Source organism: Amycolatopsis thermophila (assembly GCF_030814215.1).
Classification (GTDB): Bacteria; Actinomycetota; Actinomycetes; order Mycobacteriales; family Pseudonocardiaceae; genus Amycolatopsis_E; species Amycolatopsis_E thermophila.
On sequence record NZ_JAUSUT010000001.1, the window covers coordinates 5,154,127 to 5,179,392 of the forward strand.

A 25,266-nucleotide genomic window follows, 5' to 3' on the forward strand; every position below is an offset into this window, starting at 1 on the left:
GACCTCGCGGATTTTCCGATTGGGGTGTCGATGTGGCGCCTCCTGGCTCGACGTCTCGGTAACAGCGGCCGAGTAGGAGGAACCAGCGATGACCACCACCACCTTGCTGACCCGGATCGCGCTGGCCGACGCCCTCGCGGCCGAGGACCACGCGGAGGACGGGGGCTTCCTGGACCCCCTGGACCGGATCACCTGCCCGGTGCACCGCCGGTGGCTGCACCAGTGCTGCCACAGCGACCTGCACGTCGGCCGCGTCAGCGGGCACCGCTGGTGCCGTCCCTGCGGGCGCGCACTGGAGGTCGCGGTCGACGAGGTGCTCCGCACGGTCACCCTGCACTGCCCGAAGTGCGGTCGCGGCGCCCGCACCCGCGCCGACGCCCAGCTCGTCGCGGCGTGCGAGGCCAGTCTCGTGGCGTCGGCCCGGTCCGCACGGCGCGCGGCCTGACCCCCCGCACGAGAAACGGGGCCTGACCGGGTGTCGCCGGTCAGGCCCCGTTCTCGTTGACTACGCGGTACCGGTGAAGGTCCAGACCGCCGTGGCGCCCGGGCCCGCGACGAGGCTGGACCGGCCGATCTGCTCGACGTGCCGCGGCACGCTCCGGTTCAGCGTGAACACGACCTGCTTGAGACCCGCCTGCTCGCGGGGCACGTTGTCGTAGCGGACGGTGGTGCCGCCTCCTGAGGCGATCACGCTGCCGTCGGACAGGGTGGTCAGCTGGAACCCGCCCGCCTTCAACAGCGGCACGGTGGCGGCGAGGTCGGTCGAGGTGACACCGATGCGGATCGCGGCCACGTCGCGCATGAGGTGGTTCTGGTAGTCGTCGGGCAGGTAACGCTCGCGGCTGACGTCACCCTCGTAGCTCGCGGGCTCGGTGGCGCTGCGCGGGTCGGCGAAGTACTCCGGCAGGTACTCCATCGCCCAGCCGTCGAACGCCTGGTAGCTGCTCACCGCGCGGGTCGTGTCGAACCACGGCACCGGAACGCCGTCGCCGAAGTCGCGGGTCTGGCGGTAGTCGACCGGCGTGACGCCCTGGTCGGTCAGCCGCTGCCGCACCGTCGCCAGGTCGCCCGCGTGCTCGGTGGACAGGCCCATGCCCGCCGCGCCGAACTCGCCGTCGGATCCGGGCAGGTCGCCCACGGCGAACAGTTCGAGGTAGGTTTCGCGGCCCTTGAGGTAGCGGCCCTTCCAGGTCATGCCGCCGCCGGTCGTGGTGCGCACCTCGAAGCTCGCGAAGTCGCGCAGGTAGGCGGAGTTCTCGATCGCGTCGGCGGTCTGTCTGTCGAGCACGTCGTAGGCGTGGTTGTAGTAGAGGATCTGCGGCGGGCGGCCGCTTTCGTCGGCTTGCGCCACCCCACCGGGCAGGACGGCCCCGGTGACGGTGACGGCGAGGGCGGTGATCAGTCGGCGCAGGTTCCGGTGCGAGATCATGCGCGCAAGTGAATCCTCGTCGGTCAAGCGGTGTGGCCGACGGATCTCCGCGTTGCCGGGTAACGGGACGTCCCGGGCGGCCGATCCAGAGCAGGAGGACTGCCCGTGCGTGACTACACCTACTGCCCCCGGTGCCGGCACGAACTGACCGAGATCACCGCCGAACCCGCCAACCCCCACGTCCGCTGCGCCCGGTGCGGCTTCACGAAGTGGGACAACCCGCTGCCCTCGACGATCGGCGTCCTGGTGGACGGGTCCAGCGTGCTGCTGCTCCGCCGCGCGCACCCGCCGCGCGCGGGGAGCTGGGATGCCGTCGGCGGGTTCCTCAACCCGGGCGAAAGCGCCGAGGACTGCCTGCGCCGCGAGGCGCGTGAGGAGATCGGCTGCGGAATCGAGCTCGGCCGGTTCCTCGGGACCTTCCCGTCGGTGTACGGGGAGAGCGGCCTGCGGACCCTCGGCATCGCCTTCAGCTGCCGCCTCGCGGGCGGGGAGATCCGGCTGTCCGGCGAGAACGACTCGTTCGGCTGGTTCCGGGGTGACGACCTGCCGGAACTCGCCTTCGGCGATGTCGCCGCGGCGGTCGCGTCCTGGTTCGCGGCCCGCTGAGACGGACGTCGTCTCAATCGGGTGCGCAGGGGGTATTGGACAAGGGCGCGGAGGTGGTGCGAGGGTCGGCGGTAGCCGTCTGCACGAGTGGAAGGGACAACGGATGCCGGATCAGCCCGTCGATGTCGTGATCTGCGAGCCGCTGCGCACGCCGATCGGCCGGTTCGGGGGTGCGCTGGCCGGTCAGACGCCCGCGTCGCTCGCCGCGCACGTGCTGTCCGCCGTCGTCGAACGCACCGGTGTCGACCCGGCGCGCATCGACGAGGTGATCCTCGGTCACGCCTACCCGACGTCGGAGGCGCCCGCCATCGGCCGCGTCGCCGCCCTCGACGCGGGCCTGCCCGACACCGTGACCGGCATCCAGATCGACCGCCGCTGCGGCTCCGGCCTGCAGGCCGTCCTCGACGCGGCGATGCAGATCCGCAGTGGCTTCAGCGACATCGTGCTCGCCGGCGGCGCCGAGGTCATGAGCGCCGCGCCGTACTACACCCACGAGGGCCGCTGGGGGATCAAGGGCCCCGGCCTGCAGCTGCACGATTCGCTCGCGCGCGGGCGGGCCACCGCGGGCGGCGTGAACCACCCGGTGCCCGGCGGGATGATCGAAACCGCGGAGAACCTGCGCCGCGAGTACCGGATCTCGCGCGAGGACCAGGACGCGCTCGCCCTGCGGTCCCAGCAGCGCGCCGCCCGCGCGATCGAGGGCGGGCTGTTCAAGGACGAGATCGTGCCCGTCACGGTCAAGACCCGCAAGGGCGAGACCGTCGTCGACGCCGACGAGCACCCGCGCCCGGACACCACCGCCGAAGGCCTGGCGAAGCTGAAGCCGGTGATGGCCCGCACCGACCCCGAGGTCACCGTCACCGCGGGCAACGCCAGCGGCCAGAACGACGCGGCCGCCGCGTGCCTGGTCACCAGCCGCGCCACCGCCGAGGCGCTGGGGCTGCGGCCGCTGGTGCGGCTGGTGTCCTTCGCCCACGCCGGGGTGCCGGCCGAGACGATGGGCATCGGCCCGGTGCCCGCCACGAAGGCCGCGCTGGACAAGGCCGGCCTGTCGCTGGGCGAGCTCGACCTGATCGAACTCAACGAAGCCTTCGCCGCGCAGGTGCTGGCCTGCACGCGTGCCCTCGGACTCGGCGAGGACGACCACGAGCGCATCAACGTCAACGGCTCCGGCGTGTCCCTGGGCCACCCGGTCGGCGCCACCGGCGCGCGCATCCTGGCCACGCTGGCCCGCGAGATGACCCGCCGGCAGGCGCGCTACGGCCTGGAGACGATGTGCATCGGGGGCGGTCAGGGGCTCGCGGCGATCTTCGAACGCGTGGACGGCTGACCGGTCAGCGCAGGTCGTCGAACGACGGCGGGGCCTGGTCCCGCCGCCCGGCTTCGGTGGCCAGCCGCGTCCGCAGCCGGCGTCCGGTGCGCAGCATCCCGATCGCGTTGCGCAGGGGGTTGCGGGGGATACCCCAGTCGTGCAGGGCGTGGTCCACGGTGAGGTGGACCTCGTCGCCGTGCACCGCGCAGGTGCCGGCCAGGCCGATGTTCTCCTGGCCGTCGAAGACCTCCGCGTGCGAGTGGAAGGTCATAAACGCCGGGCCGTCCGCGATCGGCACCCCCGCGGGCGGGGTGAGGCGGAAGCCGTCGGCCGTCCGTTCGGCGGCGCGCACCCGCAGCGGCAGGGGCCAGCCGTCGGCCGTCACCGTGGTCAGCACGGGCAGCCCGAGCCGGTCGATCGCGCCCTCGGTGCGCTTGCGCCAGTCCGACCCGCGGTCGGTGTTCCACGATCCGGCGCCGCGGCCGTGCGGCGGCGGGTCCGACGGCGGGACGGCCAGCTTCGTCGTCGGTTCCCACACCTCGGGCGGCCGGGCCAGGTCGCCCGCCCACCACAGCACCCGCACCGGGGTGACCTCGATCCAGATCCGCGTCCAGTAGAACGCCATGCGGCGCAACGCCGCCTCCGGAGTCCGGCGGAACACCTCCGGGAAGCGTTGCGCCCACACCGCGAGGTAGCGGGCGCTGTTGGTCCTCAGGTCGGCGTCGCGCACGGTGGCCAGACCCTGCACGACGAACGTCGCCGGACTGTCCAAACCGGACCCGAGCGGATGGCTGAACGACAGCGCCACGCGCGGGTTGCGCCGGGCCCGTTCGGCCTTGAGCGGGTAGGTGAGGCCGGTGGAGACGTCGATGGTCTCGCGCTCCTCGCCGCGATAGGGCGTCACCGGCCAGGTCACCGGGGTGCCGGCGCGGGTCAGGGACGCGTACTCGGTCGTGACGTAGGCCGTGGCCTGGTCGAGGATCGCCGGCCAGGACAGGCCGGTGGCTTCGGTGGTCATGGGCACCCTCCGGGCTCGTCCGTCCGGGCTCGTTCCGGGGAAGTCGCGCCCGCGGCCGGCGCTGTTACCGGGAGCGTGTGCCGATGGCGTGTGTCGCTGCGTGTGCCGATGAATGGTCCGTTCATGCCTGCGTGAGTGGCACGTTGGCCCGGTCGCCGCTGGCGCCTGTGTTCGAGGGCCGGTGGTGGGGCGATGAATGGTCCGTTCATGCCTGCGTGAGTGGCACGTTCGCTCGGTCGCCGGTGGCGCCTGTGCTCGGGGGCCGGCGGTGACGCGATGAATGGCGCGTTCACGCCCGCGCGAGTGGCACATTGGCCCGGCCGCCGCTGGCGCCTGTGTTCGAGGGCCGGCGGTGACGCGATGAATGGCGCGTTCACACCCGCGCGACTGGCACATCGGCTCGGCCGCCGCTGGCGCCTGTGTTCGAGGGCCGGTGGTGGGGCGATGAATGGTCCGTTCGCCGGTGGAGCCTGTGCTCGGGGGCCGGTGGTGGCGCGATGAATGGTCCGTTCATGCCCGCGCGACTGGCACGTTCGCTCGGCCGCCACTGGCGCCTGCACTCGGGGGCAGGTGGTGACGCGATGAATGGCCCATTCACGCCCGCGCGAGCGGCACATTGGTTCGGTCGCCACTGGCGCCCACGCTCCGGGGCCGGCGGCGAAGCGATGAATGGGCCCATTCACACCCACGCGACTGGCACATCGGCTCGGCCGCCACCGACGCCAGCACTCGAGCGCCCGCGGTGAAGCGGTCCCTCACCGCGGGGTGAGCCGGATGACCGGGTACACCCGGCCGCTCTTGCGCTGGTACTTCGCGTAGCGCGGCTGGGCGGTGGTGACCAGCCGCCAGGCCCGATCGCGGTCGGCGCCCTCGAGGTGTCGCGGCGTCACCGGGATGGTGCCGCGGCCGGGCAGCTCGATCGCCACCCGGTCCGGGTGCGCGGTCAGGTTGTGGTGCCAGTCCGGATTCCGGTTCCCGCCACCGGAGGCGACGAGCAGCCAGGCGTCCTCGCCGTCGGCGAACCACGAGATCGGGGTTTCCCGCGGCTGCCCGCTCCGGCGGCCCACCGTGTGCAGGATCAGCAGGTCCATACCCATCCACCGGCCGCCCTTGCGCCGGATCCGCCTGGTCGTCCGGATGTTGACCCGCCGCTGGAACCACAGCGACAGGGACCCGGTCGGCTTGCGCTTGCGTGGTCGCTGGTCGCTCATCGTCCTGCCTCCGGTCGCCGAAGTCGTCCGGAACCCACGCTAGGCGCGCACCGTGCCGGGTGCTTCTCGATTCCTGACCCGGTTCGCTGGGGCCGGAAGTCCCACCCAGTGGTGACCATGGCCCGCAGCCGCCGGGGCCCGGTTTTCCTAGCGTCGGTGTCATGAGCGAGGGACAGAACGCGATCGTCGTCGGCGTCGACGGCTCCGAGGACTCCCTGCGCGCCGTGGGCTGGGCCGCCCGCGTCGCCCGGACGCGCCGCGAACCCCTGCACGTCGTGCACGCGTTCGCGCCACTGACCGGACTGGGCAACGCCGGGTTGCCGGTGTTGCGGGAGGCCTACGACGCGCTGGTGCAGGTCGCGCGCGGCGAGCTGGCCAAGGCGGTGCGGGCGGCCGGCGAGGGCGTCGCGGTCACCTCGGAGATGCCGAACGACCCCCCGGTGCCGGCGCTCGTCGAGCGGTCCCGGCGCGCCCGGATGCTCGTCCTCGGGGCCTCCGGCGCCGGCGGCTTCAGCGGGATGCTGGCCGGCTCGACCACCGTGGCCGTGTCGGCGCACGCGGTGTGCCCGGTCGCGGTGATCCGCGGGCGCGACACCGCCGAGGGACCGGTCGCGGTCGGCGTGGACGGCAGCGCCGCGGCGGAGCGCGCACTGGAGATCGCGTTCGAGGAGGCCTGCTGGCGCGGCGTGCCGCTGGTGGCGGTGCACTCGTGGCTGGACACCGACTTCGGCGGCTACCCCGGCACCGTCCCGTTCCTCGCCGACTGGGACGACATCGAGCGCGACGAGCAGCGGCTGCTGGCCGAGCAGCTGGCCGGCTGGCAGGAGAAGTACCCCGACGTGCAGGTCGAGCGGGTCGTCGTGCGCGACCGGCCCCGCCACCAGCTGCTGAGCTGGAGCACCCGCGCGCAGCTCGTCGTGGCCGGCACCCGCGGACGCGGCGGGTTCGCCGGGCTCCTGCTCGGCTCCACCAGCCAGGCCCTGATCCACCACGCCCAGTGCCCGGTGCTGATCACCCCGGCGGTGCGGCCGTGACCGCCGACCTGGGCACGCTCGTCGGGCAGGCCCTGGGCGCCGCCGTCCGGGCCCCGTCGCCCCACAACACGCAGCCGTGGCGGTTCGAGATCGCCCGCGACCGGGTGGACGTGCTGCTCGACCCGGCGCGGGTACTCGCGGTCGCCGACCCGGACGGCCGGGAAGCCCGGCTGGCCTGCGGTGCCGCCGCGCTCAACCTCGTGCTCAGCCTGCGGGCCGGCGGCCGGAAGGTGAGCACCACCGTGCTGCCCGATCCGAATCGGACGGACCTGCTGGTCTCGGTGCGGATCACCGGCCCCGCCGAGCCGGACGCGACCGAGCTGGACCTGGCCGCCCACATCGCGCGGCGGCACACCAACCGCCGCCCGTTCACCGAGCGCGGTGTGCCCGCGCGGGCGCGGCAGCACCTGGTGGCCGCGGCCGCGGAGGAGGGCGCGAAGCTGCACCTGGTGGACGACTGGGCCCGCTACGACGCGATCGCCGGCCTGGTGCGCACCGCCGACCGGGTCCAGTCCACCGACGAGCGGTTCACCGCCGAGACCCGGCACTGGACCGGGCGGGCACCCGGCGCGCCGGAGGGCGTGCCCGCGGCCGCCGCCGGACCGCCCGCCAGCCTCGAGCCGGCGTTGACGTTGCGCCACTACGCCGGCGAGGCGCAGCTCCCGGAGCGCGAGTACGAGCAGCAGCCCCTGATCGCGGCGGTCCTGACGCCGACGGACAGCCCGGCGCAGCAGATCCGGGCCGGGTTCGCGGTGCAGCGGGTGCTGCTCACCGCCACGCGGCTCGGGCTGAGCGCGTCGTTCCTGTCCCAGCCGCTGGAGGTGGCGTCCACGCGGGAGGCGCTGCGCCGCCTGTTCCGCGACGACGGCGAACCGCACGCGCTGCTGCGCATCGGGTACGGGTTCGCCACCCCGCACGCCTCGCGCCGGCCGGTGTCCGAGGTGACCGGCTGAGGACCATCGGCCCTGTCGCCGGGCGGCCGGCTCGCGACAGGCTGCCCGTGGGAGCGAACGCGAGCACTGGGAGGACCCATGAAGATCGACCAGCTCATCGAGCGGGCGAAGAACTCCGTCGGCGCCGAGATCGTCTACACCGCGCCCTACGAGAAGGGCGACGTCACGGTGATCGCCGCGGCGAGCGTCGCCAGTGGGGCCGGTGGTGGTGACGGTGTGGACAAGCAGGGCCAGCACGGGGAGGGCGGCGGCTTCGGCATGGCCGCGCGGCCGACGGGCGCCTACGTCATCAAGGACGGCAAGGTCCGGTGGGAGCCGGCCGTCGACGTGAACCGGCTCCTGACCGTCGTCGGCGCGGTCGTGGGCGCGGCGTTGTTCTTCGCGGCGCGGATCGTGAAGATCCGCAGCAAGGCACCGGCGACGCCGGCGGGACCGCCCTGGGCCCGCGCCGTCATCTCCTCACGCCGGCGAAGCTGAGCAGCCGGACCACCGGTCCGGGCGGGGTGCTCTCGCCGGGCCCCGCCCGGACCGGGAGGGCCGTCAGCGCGTGAGGTCCGCTCCGGACGGTCGCCGGGCCGGCGCCGCCGTGTCCGCCACGTCCGCCGTGTCGGGGGCCTCCGTCAGGTTCTCCAGGTTGCGCATCCCGGTGCGGGGGCCGAACACGCCGACCGTCACCGCGACCACCAGCCAGCACGCTCCGATGTAGACGAACACCGGCCGGTACCCGAAGGCACCGAACACGGCGGCCACGATCAGCGGCCCCGCGATGTTGCTCAGCCGCCCCAGCCCGTACACCAGACCGTTGCCCGAGTTGCGCAGCTCGGTCGGGAACAGTTCGGGCGTGTAGGCGTACAGCAGTGCCGCGAAGGTCTGGATCAGCGCGTTGACGCAGAACCCGAACGCGACGATCGCCACCGCGTTGAACGTGAGCCCGTACAGGACGCCGCACACGGCCACGCCGGCCGCGACCACGACGATGGGCAGCTTGCGCCCGAAGCGGTCGGAGACCACCCATGCCAGCAGCGCGCCCGGCACCGCGCCCAGCGTGGTCAACGCCGAGAACGTCAGGCTGTGCACGAGGCTGAACCCGTGCTCGGCCAGCAGCGTGGGCACCCACGACACGAACCCGTAGAACCCGAGGGTCTGGAACACCCACGCCACGGCCAGCATCAGTGTGCGCCGCCCGAGCCGTCCGGACAGCAGCGCGCGGTAGGACACCCGCGCCGGCTCCGGGGCCTCCCGCACCACCGGCTCGGGAAGCGGCCCGTACTGCCGTTCCAGCCGGGCGACGACGGCGTCGGCCTGCTCGGCCCGGCCGTGCCGGAGCAGCCATCGCGGACTTTCCGGCAGCCGCACGATCAGCGGTAGCGCGACCAGCCCGAGCGCGCCGAACACGAACACCAGCCGCCACGTGCCGGTCCCCAGCGGGATCACCCCCCGCGCGGTGAACGACATGACCGGGATCCCCAGCAGGCCGATGGCCATCACGCCGGCCTGCATCCGGCCGCGGTGGGCGGCGGGCATCGTCTCCGAGAGGTAGGTCGTGGCGGCGACCGTCATCGCGGACAGCCCCACCCCGGTCAGCAGGCGCGCCGCCGCCAGCGTGGGCACGGTGGAGGCGAGCGCGTTGAGCAGCGAACACACCGAGAACGTCGTCACCGAGATCAGCAGCGCCCACCGGCGCCCGACCCGGTCGGCGAACCGGCCCCCGGCCACGGCGCCGAGGAACATGCCGAGGAACGACGCCGAGGTCACGAACGCGACGTCGCCGACCGTCAGGTGCAGGTGCTTCTCCAGCGCAGGCGCGGCGTAGGCGAAGGTGTTGAGGTCGCCGAACTCGAACACGAACGCCACCGCGAGCGCGTAGAGCACCCTCCGGTGGAACCGGCCGACGGGCAGCCGGTCGAGCCGTGCGGCCAGCTGGGCTGAGGTCATGGGACCGTCCTCCTTGACGGGTGGGGGAAGGGTGTCGTCAGGCCGCGGCGGTGCGGCCGGCCCGGCGGCCGAAGACCGCGCCCGCGGTCAGGCCCGATCCGCCGGGGTAGTTGAAGAAGAACAGGCCGCCGACGAGTTCCCCGGCCGCGAACAGACCGGGGATCGCCCGCCCGGCGGTGTCCAGAACGGCGCCGGTGGGGTCGATGCGGACGCCGCCGAAGGTGAAGGTGATGCCGCAGGTGACCGGGAACGCGACGTACGGGGGGCTGTCCAGGCGCTGCGCCCAGTTCGACTTGACGGGCCGGACGCCGTCGGTGTGCTTGCCGTCCTTGACCGCGGGGTTGAACCGCTCGCCGCTCACCGACCGGTTGAACTCCTCGACCGTGCGCACGAACCGGGTCTCGTCGATGCCGAGTTCCTTGGCGAGCCCCTCGAGCGTGTCCGACTCCACCCGCGTGACGCCGGGTGCCTGGTACTCCTCCGGCCGCAGCAGGTCCAGCACCTTCGCGTCGAAGACCTGCGCCGCGCGGCTGCCCGGCTGCCGCAGGATCTCCGCGCCGTACTTGGCGTAGGTGTAGTTGCGGAAGTCGGCGCCCTCGTCGACGAAGCGCTCGCCGTTGGCGTTGACCACGATGCCGAAGGGGTACCCACCGCGGGTGAGCTGGTTGGTCAGGTCCCGGTCGCCGGTCGGGCGGGCACCGGAGTCCCAGGCCACCGAGTGGCAGCCGCTGAAGTGGCCGCACGGCTGGGCGCCCGCCGCCAGTGCCATCGTGATCCCGTCCCCGGTGTTGTAGGGCGTGCCGCGCACGAGCGCGAGGTCCCAGCCCGGACCGAGGTAGGCCGAGCGCATCGCGGGGTTGGCTTCGAAACCGCCACTGGTCAGCACCACGCCGCGGGCCTCGACGTGCTCCCCGCCCGCCAGCCGCACACCCCGGACCTCGCCGCCGGCGGTGGTCAGCAGCCCCGTCACGTGCGCCCCGAAGCGCACCGTGATGCCGTGCCGTTCCGCGGCGGCCAGGTGGTCGGCGATCATGCCCTTGCCGCCGCCGACGGTGCCGACGGCCAGGCCGCCCCAGAACCGGAACCGGCCGTCGACCTCGTAGGCCTGCCGGTGGAACATCAGCTCGAACCGCAGGCCCAGCTCGTGCAGCCAGCTCATGGTCGCCCGCGATTCGCCCACCAGGATCTCCGACAACTCCGGGTCGGCGCGGCCGTCGGTCACGCGGCGCAGGTCGCCGAGGAACTCCTCAGCCGGGTACGGATCGAGGTCGACGCGGTCGGTGGCGGGCGGTTCCACGAACGCGGCGACGTCGTCAAGTCCGTCGTGGACGGTGCGCATGGCGCCGGCGGTGAAGTAGCTGTTGCCGCCGGCCCACTCCCGCGGCGCCTTCTCCAGCAGCAGCACGCGCGCGCCGTGCTCACGCGCGGACTGCGCGGCGCAGAACCCGGCGTTGCCACCGCCGACGACGATGACGTCCCAGTTGTCGCTCATGTGCGTTCCTCACTTCTCGGGATTCAGGCTGGTTCCGGCACCCGGGCCGGTTCGGGGACCGAGATCTCCGCGACGGCGATGCGCCGGGCGGCGCGCCGCAGGCGCACGCCCCGCAGGACACCGTCGGGGTCCCACTCGGTCCCGACAGCGACGACACCGGCGGGGGTGCCGAGCCGGAGCACGGTGGGCACCCGTCCGCCGAGGAGCCGGGAGACGACCCCGCCGGGCACACCGGCGGCCGCGGCGACGGCGACCGCGGACGTGAGACCGATCGCCGGGTGCGGGGCGAGCATCGACAGCATCCGGACCGCGAGGTCGAATTCGCCGGGCCCGACCGGGGTGCCGTCGGTGGTGACGTAGCCGGCGGGCGGCCCGACCACGCCGGTCTTGGGAACGGCGTGGTCGACCGGGCTGCCGGGCGTGGCGAGACCCATGCGCAGCGCGGCTTCGCGGCGCAGCCGGACCAGCTCGGGTACCGCGCGCGTCAGGTCTTCGACCGGCTCGCCGCCGGTGAGACCGAGCGCGGCCGCGTCGATGAGGGCTGCCGGTGCCCCGGCGTCGACGAGGGTGGCCGGCGCCGGCAGCGTGTCGACCGGGTGGCCGGTCGGCAGCAGCGAACCGGTGGTGCCGCCCGCCGGATCGAGGAAGGCGAGCTCGACGCCGACGCCACCGCCCACAGCGCCCGGCACCCGGGCCGTGCCGGACTCGGGCACGGCGGCACCGGGGGTGTCGACCGTGGCCGCCAGCACCGAGCCGGTGTTGGTGTTGCGCATCCGGACCGTGGTCCGGCCGGGGGTCACCGGCACCAGGCCGGTGAGCAGGGCGTACAGCCCGATCGCGGTGGCGCAGTTGCCGCAGTTGCTGCCCCACTCGACGCGGCGCGCGCCGATGCCGACCTGTGCGAAGTCGTAGTCGACGTCGATCCCGGGGACGGCCGACCGGCGCACGATCGCCGCCTTCGACGTCGTCGACGTCGCACCGCCGACCCCGTCCAGCTGGCGCGGGTCACCGGCGCCGAACGCCGCGACGAGCAGCGTGCCGACGTCGCCGCCGGCCGGGATCACCGAGGCCACGGCCTCGTCGTCGAAGATCCAGCACTTGCTGGTGCCGCCCCGCATCCAGGTTCCCCGGAGGTATCGCATGGCCTTGACGATGCCCCGCACGAGCCTTGAGTACAATTTCCGAAATCTTCAACCCGCCTAAGCAGAAGTGAAGGCTGGTCGCATGAGCCTTGACGTCCGGCGCCTGCTGCTTCTCGCCCAGGTGGCCCGCCAGGGCTCCATCACCGGTGCCGCCGCCGCGCTGACCTACACGCCCTCGGCGGTGTCGCAGCAGATCAGCCGGCTCGAAGCGGAGGCCGGACAGCCGCTGCTCGACCGCCACGCGCGCGGCATCACCCTGACCGAGGCGGGGGAGGCGCTGGTGACCCACGCCGAACGCATCGACCGGGAACTGCGCGCCGCCCGCACCGAGCTCGACGAGCTGGCGGGCCTGCGCGCCGGATCGCTGCGCATCGGCACGTTCCCCACGGTGGCCGCGTCCTTCCTGCCGCTCGCGGTCCGCGAGTTCCGCGGCCGGTACCCGGCGGTGGCCCTGGCCGTCCACAGCGCGCGCAACGCCGGGCTGATCGAGCTGCTCGACAGCCGTGAGGTGGAGCTGTCGTTGCTGTGGGACTACGAGTGGCGCCGCCTGTCCGAGCCCGGCCTCGAGGTCACCCACCTGCTCGACGACCCGACCACGCTGGTCGTGTCGAAGGCGCACCGGCTCGCCGGCCGCGGCTCCACCACGTTCGCCGAACTGGCCGGCGAGCAGTGGATCGTCCGCGACGACCACCCGGTGGCCGAGGTGCTGACCCGCAGCTGCCACGCCGCCGGTTTCGAACCCTCGATCGCCTACCGGGCGCACGACTACCAGGAGGCCCAGGCGATGGCCGCGGTGGGACTGGGGGTCGTTCTCGCGCCACGCCTGGCGCTGGCCGGTCTCCGCGACGACGTGACCACCGTGGCGCTCGGCTCGTCGGCGCCCGTGCGCCGCATCCTCCTCGGGCGAGCGAGCCACCACCGCCCCACCCCGGCCGCGGCCGCTCTGCGGCAGGTGTTCCTGGAGACAGCCGCGGCGCTGCGCGACGCCGGGGACGAACTCGATCGGCTGGTCCGCCGTGCGGCGCTGCCGTGACACACGGACCGGCAACCGCCGCGCGGCGGCTGACGGTCGCGGCTCCCGTGTGGACACTGCAGCCCGTCGGCGCGTTCAGCACCGCCGCGCCTTCCCGGGGAGCAGGATGGGTCAGGCGGCGCCGGTGTCCACACCGGACCGGGTGGAGCCGGTCGTCCGCGCCTGGAGGAGGGTGATGTCGTGTCCGGGAATCGCAGGGCCGACGCCGGCGTGATGCTGCCGCGCGATCTGCCGGCCGAGCAGATCGCGCCGTTCGCCCGCCGCGCCGAGGAACTCGGGTTCGACGAGCTGTGGGTGGTGGAGGACCTGGGTTTCCACGGCGGGATCGCGCAGGCGGCGACCGTGCTCGCGGTGACCGGGCGGATCCGGGTCGGCATCGGGATCCTGCCGGTGGGTGCGCGCAACGTCGCGTTCACCGCGATGGAACTGGCGACGCTCGCGCGACTGCACCCCGGCCGGCTCGTCGCCGGGATCGGGCACGGGATGCCGGACTGGATGCGGCAGGTGGGTGCGTGGCCGGCGAGCCCGCTGACGCTGTTCGGCGAGTACGCCCGCGCGCTCACGGCGTTGCTGCGCGGCGAGCGGGTGCGGGTTGCGGGCCGCTACGTGCGGCTCGCCGATGTCGGGCTGGCGCCGGCGCCCGCCCCGGTGCCGGTGCTGGCCGGGGTGCGGGGCCCCAGGTCGCTGGCGGTCGCCGGGGAGACGCTGGACGGCGTGATCCTGGCCGAGCCGGCGGCGGTGGAGTACATCGCCGCCGCGCGCTCGGCGCTGCCCGGCATCGCGCGCGTGGTGGCGTTCGAACTCGCCGCGGTGCACCGGGATCCCGGCGTGGCGCGGTCGCTGGTCCGGCCCCTGCTGGCGGGGGTGGCCGATCCCGGGCTGTCGGCGCACCTCGAGCCGCTGCCGTTCGCCGGGCAGGTGCGCCGGTTGCGGGCCCGATGCCCGGCCGGGGAGTTCGCGCGGGCACTCCCGGACAGCTGGGTCGACGCCCTGACACTGGCCGGCACGGCCCCCGAGGTGCGCGCACGGTTGGCCGGGCTCACCGACGCGGGTGCGAGCGCGGTGGTGATGATCCCGCTGGGCCCGGACCGGCTCGCGGCGCTCACGGACCTGGCCGCCGCGCTGTGAGGCACGGTGGCGGGTGCGCCGCCGCAGGTGAGCCGCCCGCGGCCGCTAGCGCCGCCAGGTGATGGCTCGCGAGGCCGCCTGCTCGTAGGGCTCGTCGGTGTAGGCGAGGGACGTGATGGGGTCCGAGGGTTCGCCGAAGTAGAGCTGGCACTGCTCGTAAACGGCGCCCGGCGTGGAGAAGTCCTTCGGGGCGGCCGAGGCGCTGTCGCAGCCGGTGACGTCCGCCCGGGCGCCGCCGAGGAGCGCGCCGGGCCAGCCGCCGCTGCGGGTGGTCGCGCTCAGCGTCGGCGCCAGCACGTCGGTGAAGTTCGTGCCGTCGAGGTCCACCATCTTCGTCCGCACGAAGAAGAACGTCTTCCCGCGCAGCTTCGCCTTGTCCCCGTCGGTCAACGGCAGGTAGTCGATGTCCTCGTCGGACGCCGGCGCGCTGTCCACGGTGACGGTGATGCCGAGCAGGCCCTTGTCGTAGTAGCTGTAGAACGGCACGACGGCCTGCTGCCCGAACTTCAGCTTCGTGCCCGGCTTGGTCGTCCGGTCCGACAGTTCGAGCGTCGGTGTCACCGTCAGGTACGGCTTCGACGGTGTCGTGCTGACCGCGGCCCCGGGCGCGGACGACGGGGTCGGGGCCGCGAGCCCTGGTGTTCCGGGCGCGGAGGTGCTGCTGCACCCCGCGGCCACCGCCGCTATCGCGCACACCAGCGACAGGTTTCCGATCCAGCTACGCACGCCGCGCTCCGAATGCTCCTGCGCGCGGACCCCCGCAGCCGCCACGCGCTCATCGCCGGCCTCTCGCCGGCTCGCCGAGGATCATGCCGGACCCCGCACGCGCGACCACCACCGGGGCATCCCCGGACGACGACGGCACGCCCGGCCCCCGCTCCGGTCGGCGCAGGCGGCCAGGGCCCGGCATTACCTTCCCGGAGCTCCCACACCGGCCACGACGTCCGCCGCCAGTTCCGCGAACCGGATCGCCCTGCGGTCGGCGCCGTGCGGGGCGACGATCTGCAACCCGACCGGCAGGCCGTCGTCGCTCAAGCCCGCCGGCATCACCACCGACGGCAACCCGAGCACGCTGATCAGCCCGCACCAGCCGATGGTGCTCATGTGCGGCCGCGCCTCCCCGTCGATCGTCACGCTCCGGGTGCCGATGTCGCCGTCCAGGTCGTGCGCGAAGGCCGGCATCGCGGTCACCGGGCACAGCAGCACGTCGTACGCCGAGAACCACCGCGCCCACGCCGACCTCAGCCGCGCCCGGTCCTCGGCGCGGGCGAGCCAACCGCGGTGCGACGCGGTCGCGGGGGGAACGCCGTCCTCGGGCAGGTTGTAGGCCACCGCGGCCAGCACCATGTCCAGGTGCAGTTGCCAGATGTCCGCGAACGCGCCCGGCGCGCCGGCGGGGGAGAGCCGCACACCCGCCGATTCGAGCGCGTCCAGCGCGGCCGCCAGCACCGCCCGCGTCCGGCCGCCCACCCGGCACGCCGGGTCGTCCACCCACACCGCCGCCCGTAACCCGGACAGCGACCCGGGGACAGCGCCGCCGGAAGACCCGGTGAGCACGTCGAGCACGAGCCCGAGATCGGCCGGACTCCGGCAGATCGGCCCCAGCACGTTGCCGTCCGGCGGCACCGCGCCCGCGCCGACGTGGTCCACGTACCCCTCACCCGGCACCAGACCGACCGACGGCTTGAGCCCCCACACCCCGCAGAAGTGCGCGGGAATCCGGATCGAGCCGGCGATGTCGGAGGCCAGGTCGAACGCGCACAGCCCGTCCGCGACGGCTGCCGCGCTCCCGCCCGACGACCCGCCCGGCGTGCGCGCGGGGTCCCACGGGTTGCGTGTCACGCCGAAGACGTCGTTGTAGGTCTGGATGTCGCCGCACCACTGCGGCACGTTCGTCTTGCCGAGCACGACCGCCCCGGCCGCGCGCAACCGCGCGACGGCCGGGGCGTCGGCGTCCGGCACGAAACCCGCCAGCTCCGGGGAGCCGCACGTGGTGCGCAGGCCGGCCGTCGCGATCGCGTCCTTGACCGTGACCGGCACGCCGTGCAGGGGGCCGCGACGGGCTCCCCGCACGGTCTCCGCGTCGAGCGCGGCCGCCTCGGCCAGCGCCCGCGAGTCGTCCACGGTCACCACCGCGTTCAGCTCCGACGCGGCGATCCGGTCGAGGTAGTACCGCACCAGCTCGCGACTGGACACGGAACGCTCGGCGACCGCCCGCGCCAGCTCGCGAGCACCGGCCTCGGCGGGGTCCATCAGCCCTGTGCCTTCGGCCAGTTGCCGAGCTTGCCGCCGTTGTCGATCAGCGGACCGGCGCCCTCGAAGTGCCCGGTCGAGGCCGGCGTCGCGCCCGTGTAGGTGTACATCCGCCCGGCCTCGAACGGGTAGGCGTCCTCGACCCCGCTGACCCGCCCCTTGACGCCCTCGACCATGAGCGGGTAGGTCGAGTCGTAGGAGTGCACGGCGATGTTGATGTTCGCGCGGTTCAGGCCGCCCTTCATGGTGGACGCGTCCTGCAGCGCCTGCACGATGTACCAGGCCCAGAACCAGCCGTTGGCGATCTGCGCGTTCTTCGGGTCGAGCCCGGCGGCCGACACCGTGTCGGTGTAGAGCTTCGCGAACCCGGTGTTGGGGTTGTCCGGGTCGCTCGGCGCGTAGTAGTAGCGCACGACGTTGGTGCCGTTGCCGGTCAGCCCCTGCTTGCCCAGCGGCGCGTAGGTCGTCTGGATCTGGGCGCACGGCTGGGCCGCGACCACGACCGGCTTCCAGGGGCTCTTCTCGATGGCGCCGATGGCCTGCGTGCAGAACGTGCCCGCCTCGGCCAGGACGACGACGTCGGCCCGCGACGCGGCCGCGCTGGTGACCTCGTTGTCCACATTGGGCGCGGTGACGTCGTTGGTCTGCTCGTCGACGATCGTGATGCCCGGCGTCGCCGCGACCGCGCGTTTGAACCCGTTGATGTAGGCGTGCCCGAGCGCGTTGCCGATGGAGATGGTGGCGACCTTCGCGCCCTGCGGGAACCGCTCCTTGATCCAGGACGCCCAGATGCCGCTCTCGTTGTAGTAGTCCAGCCCGAACCCGGTGGTCCACGGGTGGTGCTGCGGGTCGCCGAACTCGTTGTCGGAGGCGGCGACCATGAACTGCCCGGTGCAGGTCTGGTTCATGTAGTCGATCAGGTTGAGGTTGTTGGGCGAACCCAGCACGGCGAAGCTCGCCGCGTAGGCACCGGACTGCGCCGCGGCCTCCACGTTGTTGCGGGTCTGGTCCGGCTGGTACTGGTCGTCCTTGACGTCGATGCTGACCCGGCGGCCCTGCACGCCGCCGTGCGAGTTGACGTAGTCGAAGTAGGTCTTGATGCCGTCGCTGATCGCGCCGTAGGCGGCCAGCGGCCCGGAGTGCGGCATGCTGGTGAACAGCTTGATCTCACCGGCGGTGATACCGGCGTTGTTGTCCCACGTGGCGGGGCACGAGCCGAGGTCGAGGCTGAAGCCGCCCGGTCCGGTGTAGACACAGGTGCCTTCGGCCGAGCGGCCCCAGTTCTTGCTGTCCGGGTTGGGGGTGGGCACGGTGCCGTCGTTCGGCGCGGCCGCGGGCGCCGCGGGTGCGGTGGCCGAGGTGCCGCACTTCTTGTCGGCGGCGGCCTGCCTGCTCGCCTCGTGCGAGCACGCGGTCGCGGTGCCGCCGACGACGATGGCGATGACCAGTGGCGCGAGGCGTCGTTGCCAAGGTGACCGGGTCATGGTTCACGCCCTTTCCAGGGTCGGTTGATCGGACCGGTCGGTCACCGGGAACCGGTGGGCCTCCCAGCCGCGCGGGGGACGGGGGACGATCTCGAGGACCCGGCGGCGCAGCTTGCCGAGGCCGTCGACCACGCCGCCCGGTAACAGGAACACGAACGCGATGAGCAGGGCGCCGGAGGCGATGCCGACGATCTGCCCGCCGTCGGGACGGCCGCCGAGCAGGTCGAGCGACTCCGCCCAGTCGGCCATGTAGGTGCGCAGGACCACGAAGATCACGGCGCCGGGGATCGCGCCGAGGATCGAGCCGCTGCCCCCGGCGATCAGCGCGACCAGCAGGAAGATGGACAGGTACAGGTCGAACCGCGAGTCCGACACCGCGGGCACCTGGATGACCAGCAGTGATCCGGCCACACCCGCGAACGCGGCGCTGACCGCGAACGCGAAGATCTTCACCCGCGCCACCCGGATGCCCGACGCGGCCGCGCTCAGTGGCGCGTCGCGCACCGCGTGCATCGCCCGGCCGACCCGCCCGCGCACGATGTTGGCCGCGACGAGGAACATCAGCCCGGCGACCGCGAGCACGGCGTAGTAGTGGTCGGTCGCCGGTCCGGTCACGGTGTAGGGGTCGACGAAGAACCAGTCCGGTGCGGCCATCTCGTGCGGTGCGAACTTGCCGTTGGGGCCCCCGGTGAAGCTCGGGAACTTGTCGACCAGCACCGGGAACAGGGCGGCGACGGCGAGTGTGACGGTCGCCAGGTAGAGCCCGCGGATGCGCAGCGCCGGGACACCGACGAGCGCCCCGGCGAGCAGGCAGATCACGACGCTGACCGGGATCGTCGCGAGGTAGGGCCAGTTGTGGTCGGCCACCAGGATGATGGTGGTGTAGGCGCCGAGGCCGACGAAGGCGCTGTGGCCGAGGGAGATCTGCCCGCAGTGCCCGGTCAGCAGCCCGAGGCCGAGGATCGCGACGCTGTAGGCGACCATCTGCGTGAGCGTCTCGATCTGCGACACGTCACCGATCACCAGCGGCAGCACGACCAGCAGCGCGGCGCCGATCGCGGCGGTGCCCCAGCGCAGCGAGCGGTGCGCGCGGCTGCCTTCCTCGATCGTGACGGCGGCCATCACACACGCTCCTGACTCCGGCGACCCAGCAGGCCGGCGGGTTTGAACTGCAGGACGGCGACGATCACGAAGAACGCGCACCCCAGGCCGAACTGTCCGCCCAGGGCGGGGATGTAGCCGGTGAGCAGCGCGATCGACAGGCCGACCACCACGCCACCGACGAGCGCGCCGGCGATGCTGTCCAGTCCGCCGAGCGTGGCCGCGGCGAACGCGTAGACCAGAACCTTGTCCATGAACGTCGGGTCGAGGTAGGTGGTGGGCGCGGCCAGGCAGCCGGCCAGAGTGCCCACGGCGGCGGCGAGGGCCCAGCTGCTCTGCACCGTCCGTCCGATGTGGATCCCGAGCAGCCGGGACGGCTCCACCCCGGCCGCCACGCACCGGAAGGCCAGCCCCAGCCGGGTCCGCGCCAGCGTCAGCTGCAGCACGACCACGACCGCGACCACGACGAGCGCGGTGCCCAGGCTCGTGTAGTACAGCCGCGCACCGCCGATCGCGATGAAGTCCTCCCCGCCGGTGGGGAACAGGGTGGGGAACCCGCGCGGGTCGAAGCCCCAGATCAGCGCGGCCAGCGCGTTGAGCGCCAGGTAGAGGGCCAGGGTGACGATCGTGATCGCCAGGTGGTTGCCGGGGTCGAACGGGCGGATGAGCACCCGCTCGATCCCGGCGGCGGCCGCCGCGGACACCACCATGGCGAGCAGGATCGCCACCACCAGCGGCACGGCCCACCGGTCGGCCGCGGTGAAGGCCAGGTAGGTGCCGACCATGCCCATCGCGCCCTGCGCGAAGTTGATGACACCCGTGGCCTTGAAGACCAGGACGAGCGCGAGCGCCACCATCCCGTAGACGATGCCGTTCATCGCGCCGTCGATGACGCGCTGGAAGTAGAGCGTGAACCCGCCGTCGGCGATGGCGTAGACCGAGAACGCGGCGAGCAGGGCGACGACGACGCCGAGACCGCGCGTGGCGGAACGGCGGCGGCCTGCGGCGAGGACGTCGCCGTCCCGGGACCGTGGACCGGTGATGGGGATCGCCACGGGAGCACCCTCCTTCGGGTGTGGTGGGTCAGTAACCGAGGTAGGCGCGCCGCACGGACTCGTCGTCGTGCAGGCGCCCGGCGGGGCCGGCGAGCGCGACCGCGCCCGCCTCCAGGACGTAACCGCGCTGCGCCATGTCCAGCGCCAGCGCCGCGTTCTGCTCGACGATCACCATCGCCACGGCCCGCTCGGCGCATACGCGGGCGAGGACGTCGAACAGCTGACGCACGACGATCGGGGCGAGACCGAGCGAGGGCTCGTCGAGCAGCAGCAGCCGGGGCTTGCTCATCAGCGCCCGCGCGATGGCCAGCATCTGCTGCTCGCCGCCGCTGAGGCTGCCCGCCGACGTCGACCGCCGCCGCGCCAGCCGGGGGAACACGTCGTACCAGTAGGCGATGTCGGCCTTGACCTGCTTGTCGCGGCGGACGTACCCGCCGGCGCGGAGGTTGTCCTCGACGCTGAGATCGGCGAGCGTGCCGCGGCCCTGCGGGACCATCGACACCCCGCGCCGGACCACGTCGTAGGTGGACCGGCCGCTGATCGCCTCGCCCGCGAACCGCAGGGTACCTTCGGTGCGGACCAGGCGGCAGATCGACCGCAGCAGCGTGGTCTTGCCCGCGCCGTTCGCGCCAAGCACGACGACGACCTCGCCGTCGGCGACGGTGAGATCCACGCCGTGCAGGCACTCGACGGCCCCGTAGAACGCCCGCACCCCGCGCAGTTCCAGCAGGCTGTCCTGCCCGTGCGTCCGGATCGTGCCGCCCGCCTCGGCGGCCTGCGCGGTCACACCGGGGTCCCGAGGTAGGCCTCGACGAGCTCCGCGGAGTCGCGCAGCTCGGCCGGGGTGCCGGACACCAGGTCCCGGCCGAAGTCGAGCGCGAAGACGTAGTCGGACAGGCCCATCACGAACTGCATGTGGTGCTCCACCAGCAGGAGGGTGATACCGCGCTCGTCTCGCAACCGCCGCAGCAGCTCGCCGAGCTCGCGCACGTCGCCGTGCGTCAGGCCGCCGGCGGGTTCGTCGAGCAGCAGCAGGCGGGGCTCGTTGACCAGCGCCCGCGCCAGCTCGACGCGCTTGAGGGTGCCGAAGGGCAGCCCGGTGCACTCGCGGGCGGCGACGTCGGCGATGTCGAAGTAGTCCAGCATCGCGTACGCGCGGGCCCGCAGCTCGCGGTCCTCCTTCGCACCAGGCCAGCCGAGCACCGACGAGGCGAAGCCGGTGCGGCCGCGGGCGTGCCGGCCGACCATGACGTTGTCCAGCACGGTCATCCCCGGCCACAGCGCCAGGTTCTGGAACGTGCGGGCGATGCCGAGACCGGCCAGGTCGGCCGGGTGCGCGGCGAGCAGGTCACGTCCGGCGAAGCGGATCTCGCCGGACGCGGGCCGCACCAGGCGGCTGATCGCGTTGAACGCCGTGGTCTTGCCGGCACCGTTCGGTCCGATGAGGGCGCAGATCTGTCCTTCGTGGACTTCCAGCGAGACGCCGTCGAGCGCGGTCACCCCGCCGAACCGGACGGTGACGTGGTCGAGGGTGAGCAGCGCGGTCATACCACACCGTCCGCGTGCAACCGGGCGAGGCGTTCCGCGGACGCGCCGGCCAGTGCGGTGAGCACCGCGTCGGTGTCGGCGCCGAGCGCGGGACCGGTGCGCTCGACCTCGCCGGGCGTGCGCGAGAACTTCGGGACGACGCCGTTCATGGGCAGATCCGCACCGTGGCCGGTGCTCCGCCACAGGATCATGTCCCGCGCGGCGAAGTGCGGGTCGGTGAGGATCGACGCGGCGGTGTTGATCCGGCCGACCGGCACGCCGTGCCGCCGCAGCTCCTCGATCAGGTCGTCGCTCTTGCGCGTCGCGGTCCAGGCGGAGATGAGCGCGTCCAGCTCCGCCATGCGGGCGCCGCGCGCCTGGTGCGTCGCGTAGCGCGGGTCTCGCGCCAGTTCGGGCCGTCCCATCGCCCCGGCGAGACGGGCGAACACCGTGTCGGCGTTGGCCGCGATGACCACCTGCGCGCCGTCCGCCGTGGGGTACACATTGGACGGTGCGACGCCGGGCAGGACACTTCCGCTGCGGGTGCGCAGCACGCCGCCGGCGTGGTAGTCGGCGAGGATCGACTCCATCAGCGCGAACACCGACTCGTAGATGGCGACGTCCACCTCCTGGCCGAGCCCGCTTCGGCCGCGTTCGGTCAGCGCGGCCAGCGTGCCGATCACCGCGAACAGCGAGGCCAGCGAGTCGCCGAGGCTGATACCGGTGCGGGCGGGCGTGTCGCCGGGGGAACCGGTGGTGTGCCGGATCCCGCCGACGGCTTCGGCGACGCTGCCGAAACCGGCCTCACCGGAGTTGGGCCCGGTCTGGCCGAAGCCGGACACGTGGACCACGACGATGCCGGGGTTGGCCGCGCGCAGGGCCGGGTAGTCCAGGCCCCACCTGGCCATCGTGCCGGGGCGGAAGTTCTCCACGACGACGTCGCAGGACGCGGCGAGGTCGCGGACCACCTCCTGCCCGCGTGCGTCGCGCAGGTCGACGGTCACGGACTTCTTGTTGCGCCCGATGGCGGGCCACCACAGTGACTCGCCGTCCTTGGTGATCCCCCAGCGGCGCATGGGATCGCCGGTGCGGGGCGGTTCGACCTTGATGACCTCGGCGCCGTAGTCGGCCAGCAGCTGGCCGGCGAACGGCCCGGCGATGAAGCTGCCGAGCTCCAGGACTCTGATTCCGTGCAGTGGACCCAACGGTGCGCCACCTCTCGAATCGCTAGTGGACACATATTGCACACAATCCGGAGAGCGGGACAAGGCTCCGTCAACACATTCGTAGATTTTCGTGTCCGAATCGTGTGCTGGGACCGCGCGGGGTCACGCTGCGCGTACTCTCTACTCCCGAGCGAGACGACGGGGCGGGAAGATCATGGGCAGCAGCAGCGAAACCGGGCGGGGCAACGACGTGATCGCCGGCGCCTACGGCGGTGGGCCGATGCCGGAGCCGGGCATGGCGGGCCCCGTGCTCGCCTACACCTCGATCCGCGCGTGGATCGTGGAAGGCCGGCTGCGTCCGGGCGACCGGCTCATCGAACAGCGCATCGCCGCCGAGTTGAAGCTGTCCCGCACGCCGGTGCGCGAGGCGGTGCGGATGCTCGCCGCGGACGGCCTGGTGGTGACCGAACGCAACCGCGGCGCGGTGGTGCGAACCCTGCAGCGGCAGGACATCCTCGACCTCTACGAACTGCGCGCCCGCCTGGAGTCCTACGCGAGCGAGCTCGCCGCGACCCGTGCCACCGAGGACGACCTGGGTGCGATCGACGAGGGGATCCGCGACTTCGGCCGCGCGATGCGCCGGCGCGACCTCGGTCACCTGGACCGCACCCGGCTGATCGGCGAGGCGAACCGGCGCGTGCACGCCGCGATCATCGCCGCCAGCAGGCACACCCGGCTCGCGCACCTGCTCAGCAGCGCGGTCGACGCGCCGCTGGTGTTCGAGGCGCTGCGGGAGTTCAGCAATCGCCAGCTCGAGCGGTCCAACCTGTTCCACCAGCTGATCCGCGACACGATAGCCCGGGGCGAGCCGGTGCGCGCCGCGCAGCTCATGCACGAGCACATCATGCTCGGCCGCGACCAGATCCTGGCCGACCTCGACGCCGAGTAGCGCTTCCCTTCTCGTCGCTGATTGCATACAATCGGCCGTCGCGACGATGGAGCCGGAGGTGCCCGTGCTCGCTCAGGACGACTACACGCGAATCCACATCGAGGTCGCGGACGGCGTCGCCACCCTCACCCTCGACCGCCCAGAGCACGGCAACGCCGTCGACGACGCGATGCACTCCGAGCTCACGACCGTGTTCGCCCGCGCACGGGCCGACCCGCGCGTGCGGGTCGTGGTGCTCACCGGCGCCGGGACGACGTTCTGCCGCGGCGGCGACAGCAGTCCGTCCCGCACGTTCACCACCCGCACCGGCCTCACCCCGGTCCAGGAGGCCAGGCTGATCGTGGAAACGTTGCTGGACCTGGAAAAGCCCGTGATCGCGGCGGTGACCGGGGACGCCCTCGGGCTCGGCGCGATCCTGGCGACCCTCGCCGACGTCGCGTTCGTCGCCCCGTCGGCCCGTCTCGGTGACCGGCACGTGCCCGGCGGTGTCACGGCCGGCAACGGCAGCGCGGCGCTGTGGCCGCTCATCGTCGGCGTCAACCGCGCCAAGTACCTGCTGATGAACGGCGAGGTCCTCACCGCCGCGCAGGCGGTCGGCCTCGGTCTGGCCCACGAGCTCGCCCGGGACCCCCTGACCGCGGCGCGGGAACTCGCCGCACGGTGGGCGCAGCTGCCGCCATTCGCCCTGCAGAGCACGAAATCGGTCATCAACGTCCACCTCAAGGAAGCCGCGGGCCGGGCGCTCGCGTACGGACTGGCGCTGGAGGAACAAGCGATGGCGGGCCCGGAGTTCGCCGCCGCGCTCACCCGCCGCCGCACGAACTCCGCCTGAACGAAGGGGTTTTCCCATGCTCAACTTCACCGGGCGGGTCGCGATCGTGACGGGGGCACGGCCTCGGCCGTCGGCACGCGCTCGACCTCGCCCGCCGCGGCGCGCGGGTGGCGGTCAGGCTATTGTGGACCGTGCGCCGGCCGAGTTCGGCCGGGTGGACGTGCTGATCGACAACGCGCACCAACGAGTTCGCCGACGTGGCGTACGACGGCGTGCCGCCCTCGCTGCGCGTCCACCTGCTGCTGCTTGGCTGGTTTTCCGGGACCAGGGCGGCGGCCGGGTGGTGAACCCGACCTCCGCCGCCGGGGGTGTGGTGCCGACGCAGGGCCCGGCCGCCTGGGGGAGGCGGCCGGGCCCGGTCAGGCGGGCGATTCGATGACGCACAGCAGGTCGCGCACCTCGATCACGTCCCCGCTCTCGCCCCGCAGGTCGCGCACCACCCCGGCGTGCGGGGCGACGATCATCTGCCGTGCCTTCTCCGCCTCGATCTCGACCAGGTCGGCGTTCTCCGCGACCCGCTCGCCCTCCTCGACGTACCAGTCGATGATCTCGGCGTCGCTCATCCCCATCGACAGTTGCGGCAACCGCACCTCGTGACGTGTCATG

General features: G+C 73.1%; 25 protein-coding genes. 10 read left to right on the forward strand and 15 right to left on the reverse strand.

Going from position 1 to position 25,266, the window contains the following annotated elements:
* Window positions 1-88 precede the first annotated feature (88 nt).
* Window positions 89-445, forward strand: a complete 357-nt coding sequence (locus FB470_RS25250; protein WP_306995439.1) for a hypothetical protein — start codon at window positions 89-91, stop codon at window positions 443-445.
* Between the two features lie 60 nt (window positions 446-505).
* On the opposite strand, the gene FB470_RS25255 is transcribed toward FB470_RS25250, so the two are convergent.
* The gene (locus FB470_RS25255) at window positions 506-1,429 is read right to left on the reverse strand and encodes a DUF5829 family protein (RefSeq protein WP_306995441.1); all 924 of its coding nucleotides are present in this window, start codon (window positions 1,427-1,429) and stop codon (window positions 506-508) included.
* A 105-nt stretch (window positions 1,430-1,534) separates the two neighbouring features.
* Here FB470_RS25255 and FB470_RS25260 point away from each other — a divergent pair, with 105 nt between their 5' ends.
* Complete coding sequence (locus FB470_RS25260) at window positions 1,535-2,035, forward strand: NUDIX hydrolase (RefSeq protein ID WP_306995443.1); 501 nt, start codon at window positions 1,535-1,537, stop codon at window positions 2,033-2,035.
* 103 nt (window positions 2,036-2,138) lie between these two features.
* The gene (locus tag FB470_RS25265) at window positions 2,139-3,365 is read left to right on the forward strand and encodes an acetyl-CoA C-acetyltransferase (protein ID WP_306995445.1); all 1,227 of its coding nucleotides are present in this window, start codon (window positions 2,139-2,141) and stop codon (window positions 3,363-3,365) included.
* A 4-nt stretch (window positions 3,366-3,369) separates the two neighbouring features.
* Here FB470_RS25265 and FB470_RS25270 read toward each other — a convergent pair whose 3' ends face one another.
* A complete protein-coding gene (locus tag FB470_RS25270) occupies window positions 3,370-4,365 on the reverse strand; it encodes a pyridoxamine 5'-phosphate oxidase family protein (RefSeq protein ID WP_306995447.1) in 996 nt (331 codons plus the stop codon).
* A gap of 755 nt (window positions 4,366-5,120) precedes the next feature.
* Window positions 5,121-5,576, reverse strand: a complete 456-nt coding sequence (locus FB470_RS25275; protein ID WP_306995449.1) for a nitroreductase family deazaflavin-dependent oxidoreductase — start codon at window positions 5,574-5,576, stop codon at window positions 5,121-5,123.
* A gap of 161 nt (window positions 5,577-5,737) precedes the next feature.
* Between FB470_RS25275 and FB470_RS25280 the strand changes: the two genes are divergently transcribed.
* From FB470_RS25280 to FB470_RS25290, 3 genes are all read left to right on the forward strand, one after another.
* Entirely contained in the window at window positions 5,738-6,610 is an 873-nt protein-coding gene (locus tag FB470_RS25280; protein WP_306995450.1) for a universal stress protein, read from the forward strand.
* Window positions 6,607-7,563 (forward strand): Acg family FMN-binding oxidoreductase, encoded by a 957-nt coding sequence (locus tag FB470_RS25285; protein WP_306995452.1) that lies wholly within the window; start codon window positions 6,607-6,609, stop codon window positions 7,561-7,563. The genes FB470_RS25280 and FB470_RS25285 overlap by 4 nt, the downstream gene beginning before the upstream one ends.
* Window positions 7,564-7,641: 78 nt before the next feature.
* Complete coding sequence (locus FB470_RS25290; protein ID WP_306995455.1) at window positions 7,642-8,040, forward strand: spore germination protein GerW family protein; 399 nt, start codon at window positions 7,642-7,644, stop codon at window positions 8,038-8,040.
* A 63-nt stretch (window positions 8,041-8,103) separates the two neighbouring features.
* Here FB470_RS25290 and FB470_RS25295 read toward each other — a convergent pair whose 3' ends face one another.
* Genes FB470_RS25295 through FB470_RS25305 form a run of 3 tightly spaced genes read right to left on the reverse strand, consistent with a single transcriptional unit; the run spans window position 8,104 to window position 12,132 of the window.
* A complete protein-coding gene (locus tag FB470_RS25295) occupies window positions 8,104-9,498 on the reverse strand; it encodes an MFS transporter (RefSeq protein WP_306995456.1) in 1,395 nt (464 codons plus the stop codon).
* 37 nt (window positions 9,499-9,535) lie between these two features.
* Window positions 9,536-10,990 carry an FAD-dependent tricarballylate dehydrogenase TcuA gene (tcuA, locus tag FB470_RS25300; RefSeq protein ID WP_306995458.1) on the reverse strand — a complete coding sequence of 485 codons (1,455 nt, stop codon included), beginning with the start codon at window positions 10,988-10,990 and terminating at the stop codon, window positions 9,536-9,538.
* Between the two features lie 23 nt (window positions 10,991-11,013).
* Window positions 11,014-12,132, reverse strand: a complete 1,119-nt coding sequence (locus FB470_RS25305; RefSeq protein ID WP_306995460.1) for a PrpF domain-containing protein — start codon at window positions 12,130-12,132, stop codon at window positions 11,014-11,016.
* 82 nt (window positions 12,133-12,214) lie between these two features.
* Between FB470_RS25305 and FB470_RS25310 the strand changes: the two genes are divergently transcribed.
* Both FB470_RS25310 and FB470_RS25315 read left to right on the forward strand, forming a co-directional pair.
* A complete protein-coding gene (locus tag FB470_RS25310; RefSeq protein ID WP_306995462.1) occupies window positions 12,215-13,165 on the forward strand; it encodes a LysR family transcriptional regulator in 951 nt (316 codons plus the stop codon).
* A gap of 180 nt (window positions 13,166-13,345) precedes the next feature.
* Window positions 13,346-14,293, forward strand: coding sequence for an LLM class flavin-dependent oxidoreductase (locus FB470_RS25315; RefSeq protein WP_306995464.1), 948 nt, complete (start codon window positions 13,346-13,348; stop codon window positions 14,291-14,293).
* Window positions 14,294-14,338: 45 nt separating this feature from the next.
* Here FB470_RS25315 and FB470_RS25320 read toward each other — a convergent pair whose 3' ends face one another.
* The 8 genes from FB470_RS25320 to FB470_RS25355 form a co-directional block, all read right to left on the reverse strand.
* Window positions 14,339-15,019, reverse strand: a complete 681-nt coding sequence (locus tag FB470_RS25320) for a hypothetical protein (RefSeq protein ID WP_306995466.1) — start codon at window positions 15,017-15,019, stop codon at window positions 14,339-14,341.
* Between the two features lie 183 nt (window positions 15,020-15,202).
* Window positions 15,203-16,546 carry an amidase family protein gene (locus FB470_RS25325; protein WP_306995468.1) on the reverse strand — a complete coding sequence of 448 codons (1,344 nt, stop codon included), beginning with the start codon at window positions 16,544-16,546 and terminating at the stop codon, window positions 15,203-15,205.
* Window positions 16,546-18,030: an ABC transporter substrate-binding protein gene (locus tag FB470_RS25330; protein WP_306995469.1), complete on the reverse strand. Its 1,485-nt coding sequence runs from the start codon at window positions 18,028-18,030 to the stop codon at window positions 16,546-16,548. Before FB470_RS25330 ends, FB470_RS25325 begins: the two co-directional genes overlap by 1 nt.
* Before the next feature lie 3 nt (window positions 18,031-18,033).
* Complete coding sequence (locus FB470_RS25335) at window positions 18,034-19,152, reverse strand: branched-chain amino acid ABC transporter permease (protein ID WP_306995470.1); 1,119 nt, start codon at window positions 19,150-19,152, stop codon at window positions 18,034-18,036.
* Window positions 19,152-20,186, reverse strand: coding sequence for a branched-chain amino acid ABC transporter permease (locus FB470_RS25340; protein ID WP_306995472.1), 1,035 nt, complete (start codon window positions 20,184-20,186; stop codon window positions 19,152-19,154). Before FB470_RS25340 ends, FB470_RS25335 begins: the two co-directional genes overlap by 1 nt.
* A 28-nt stretch (window positions 20,187-20,214) precedes the next feature.
* Window positions 20,215-20,973, reverse strand: a complete 759-nt coding sequence (locus FB470_RS25345) for an ABC transporter ATP-binding protein (protein ID WP_306995474.1) — start codon at window positions 20,971-20,973, stop codon at window positions 20,215-20,217.
* The gene (locus FB470_RS25350) at window positions 20,970-21,734 is read right to left on the reverse strand and encodes an ABC transporter ATP-binding protein (protein WP_306995476.1); all 765 of its coding nucleotides are present in this window, start codon (window positions 21,732-21,734) and stop codon (window positions 20,970-20,972) included. Before FB470_RS25350 ends, FB470_RS25345 begins: the two co-directional genes overlap by 4 nt.
* Complete coding sequence (locus FB470_RS25355; protein WP_306995477.1) at window positions 21,731-22,918, reverse strand: CaiB/BaiF CoA transferase family protein; 1,188 nt, start codon at window positions 22,916-22,918, stop codon at window positions 21,731-21,733. The genes FB470_RS25350 and FB470_RS25355 overlap by 4 nt, the downstream gene beginning before the upstream one ends.
* 175 nt (window positions 22,919-23,093) lie before the next feature.
* On the opposite strand from FB470_RS25355, the gene FB470_RS25360 reads away from it, so the two are divergent.
* Window positions 23,094-23,828 (forward strand): GntR family transcriptional regulator, encoded by a 735-nt coding sequence (locus FB470_RS25360; RefSeq protein ID WP_306995478.1) that lies wholly within the window; start codon window positions 23,094-23,096, stop codon window positions 23,826-23,828.
* A gap of 58 nt (window positions 23,829-23,886) precedes the next feature.
* Window positions 23,887-24,660 (forward strand): enoyl-CoA hydratase/isomerase family protein, encoded by a 774-nt coding sequence (locus FB470_RS25365; RefSeq protein ID WP_306995480.1) that lies wholly within the window; start codon window positions 23,887-23,889, stop codon window positions 24,658-24,660.
* 359 nt (window positions 24,661-25,019) lie between these two features.
* Here the strand turns inward: FB470_RS25365 and FB470_RS25370 are convergent, their stop codons facing one another.
* Entirely contained in the window at window positions 25,020-25,265 is a 246-nt protein-coding gene (locus tag FB470_RS25370; RefSeq protein ID WP_306995482.1) for a lipoyl domain-containing protein, read from the reverse strand.
* Window position 25,266 lies beyond the last annotated feature (1 nt).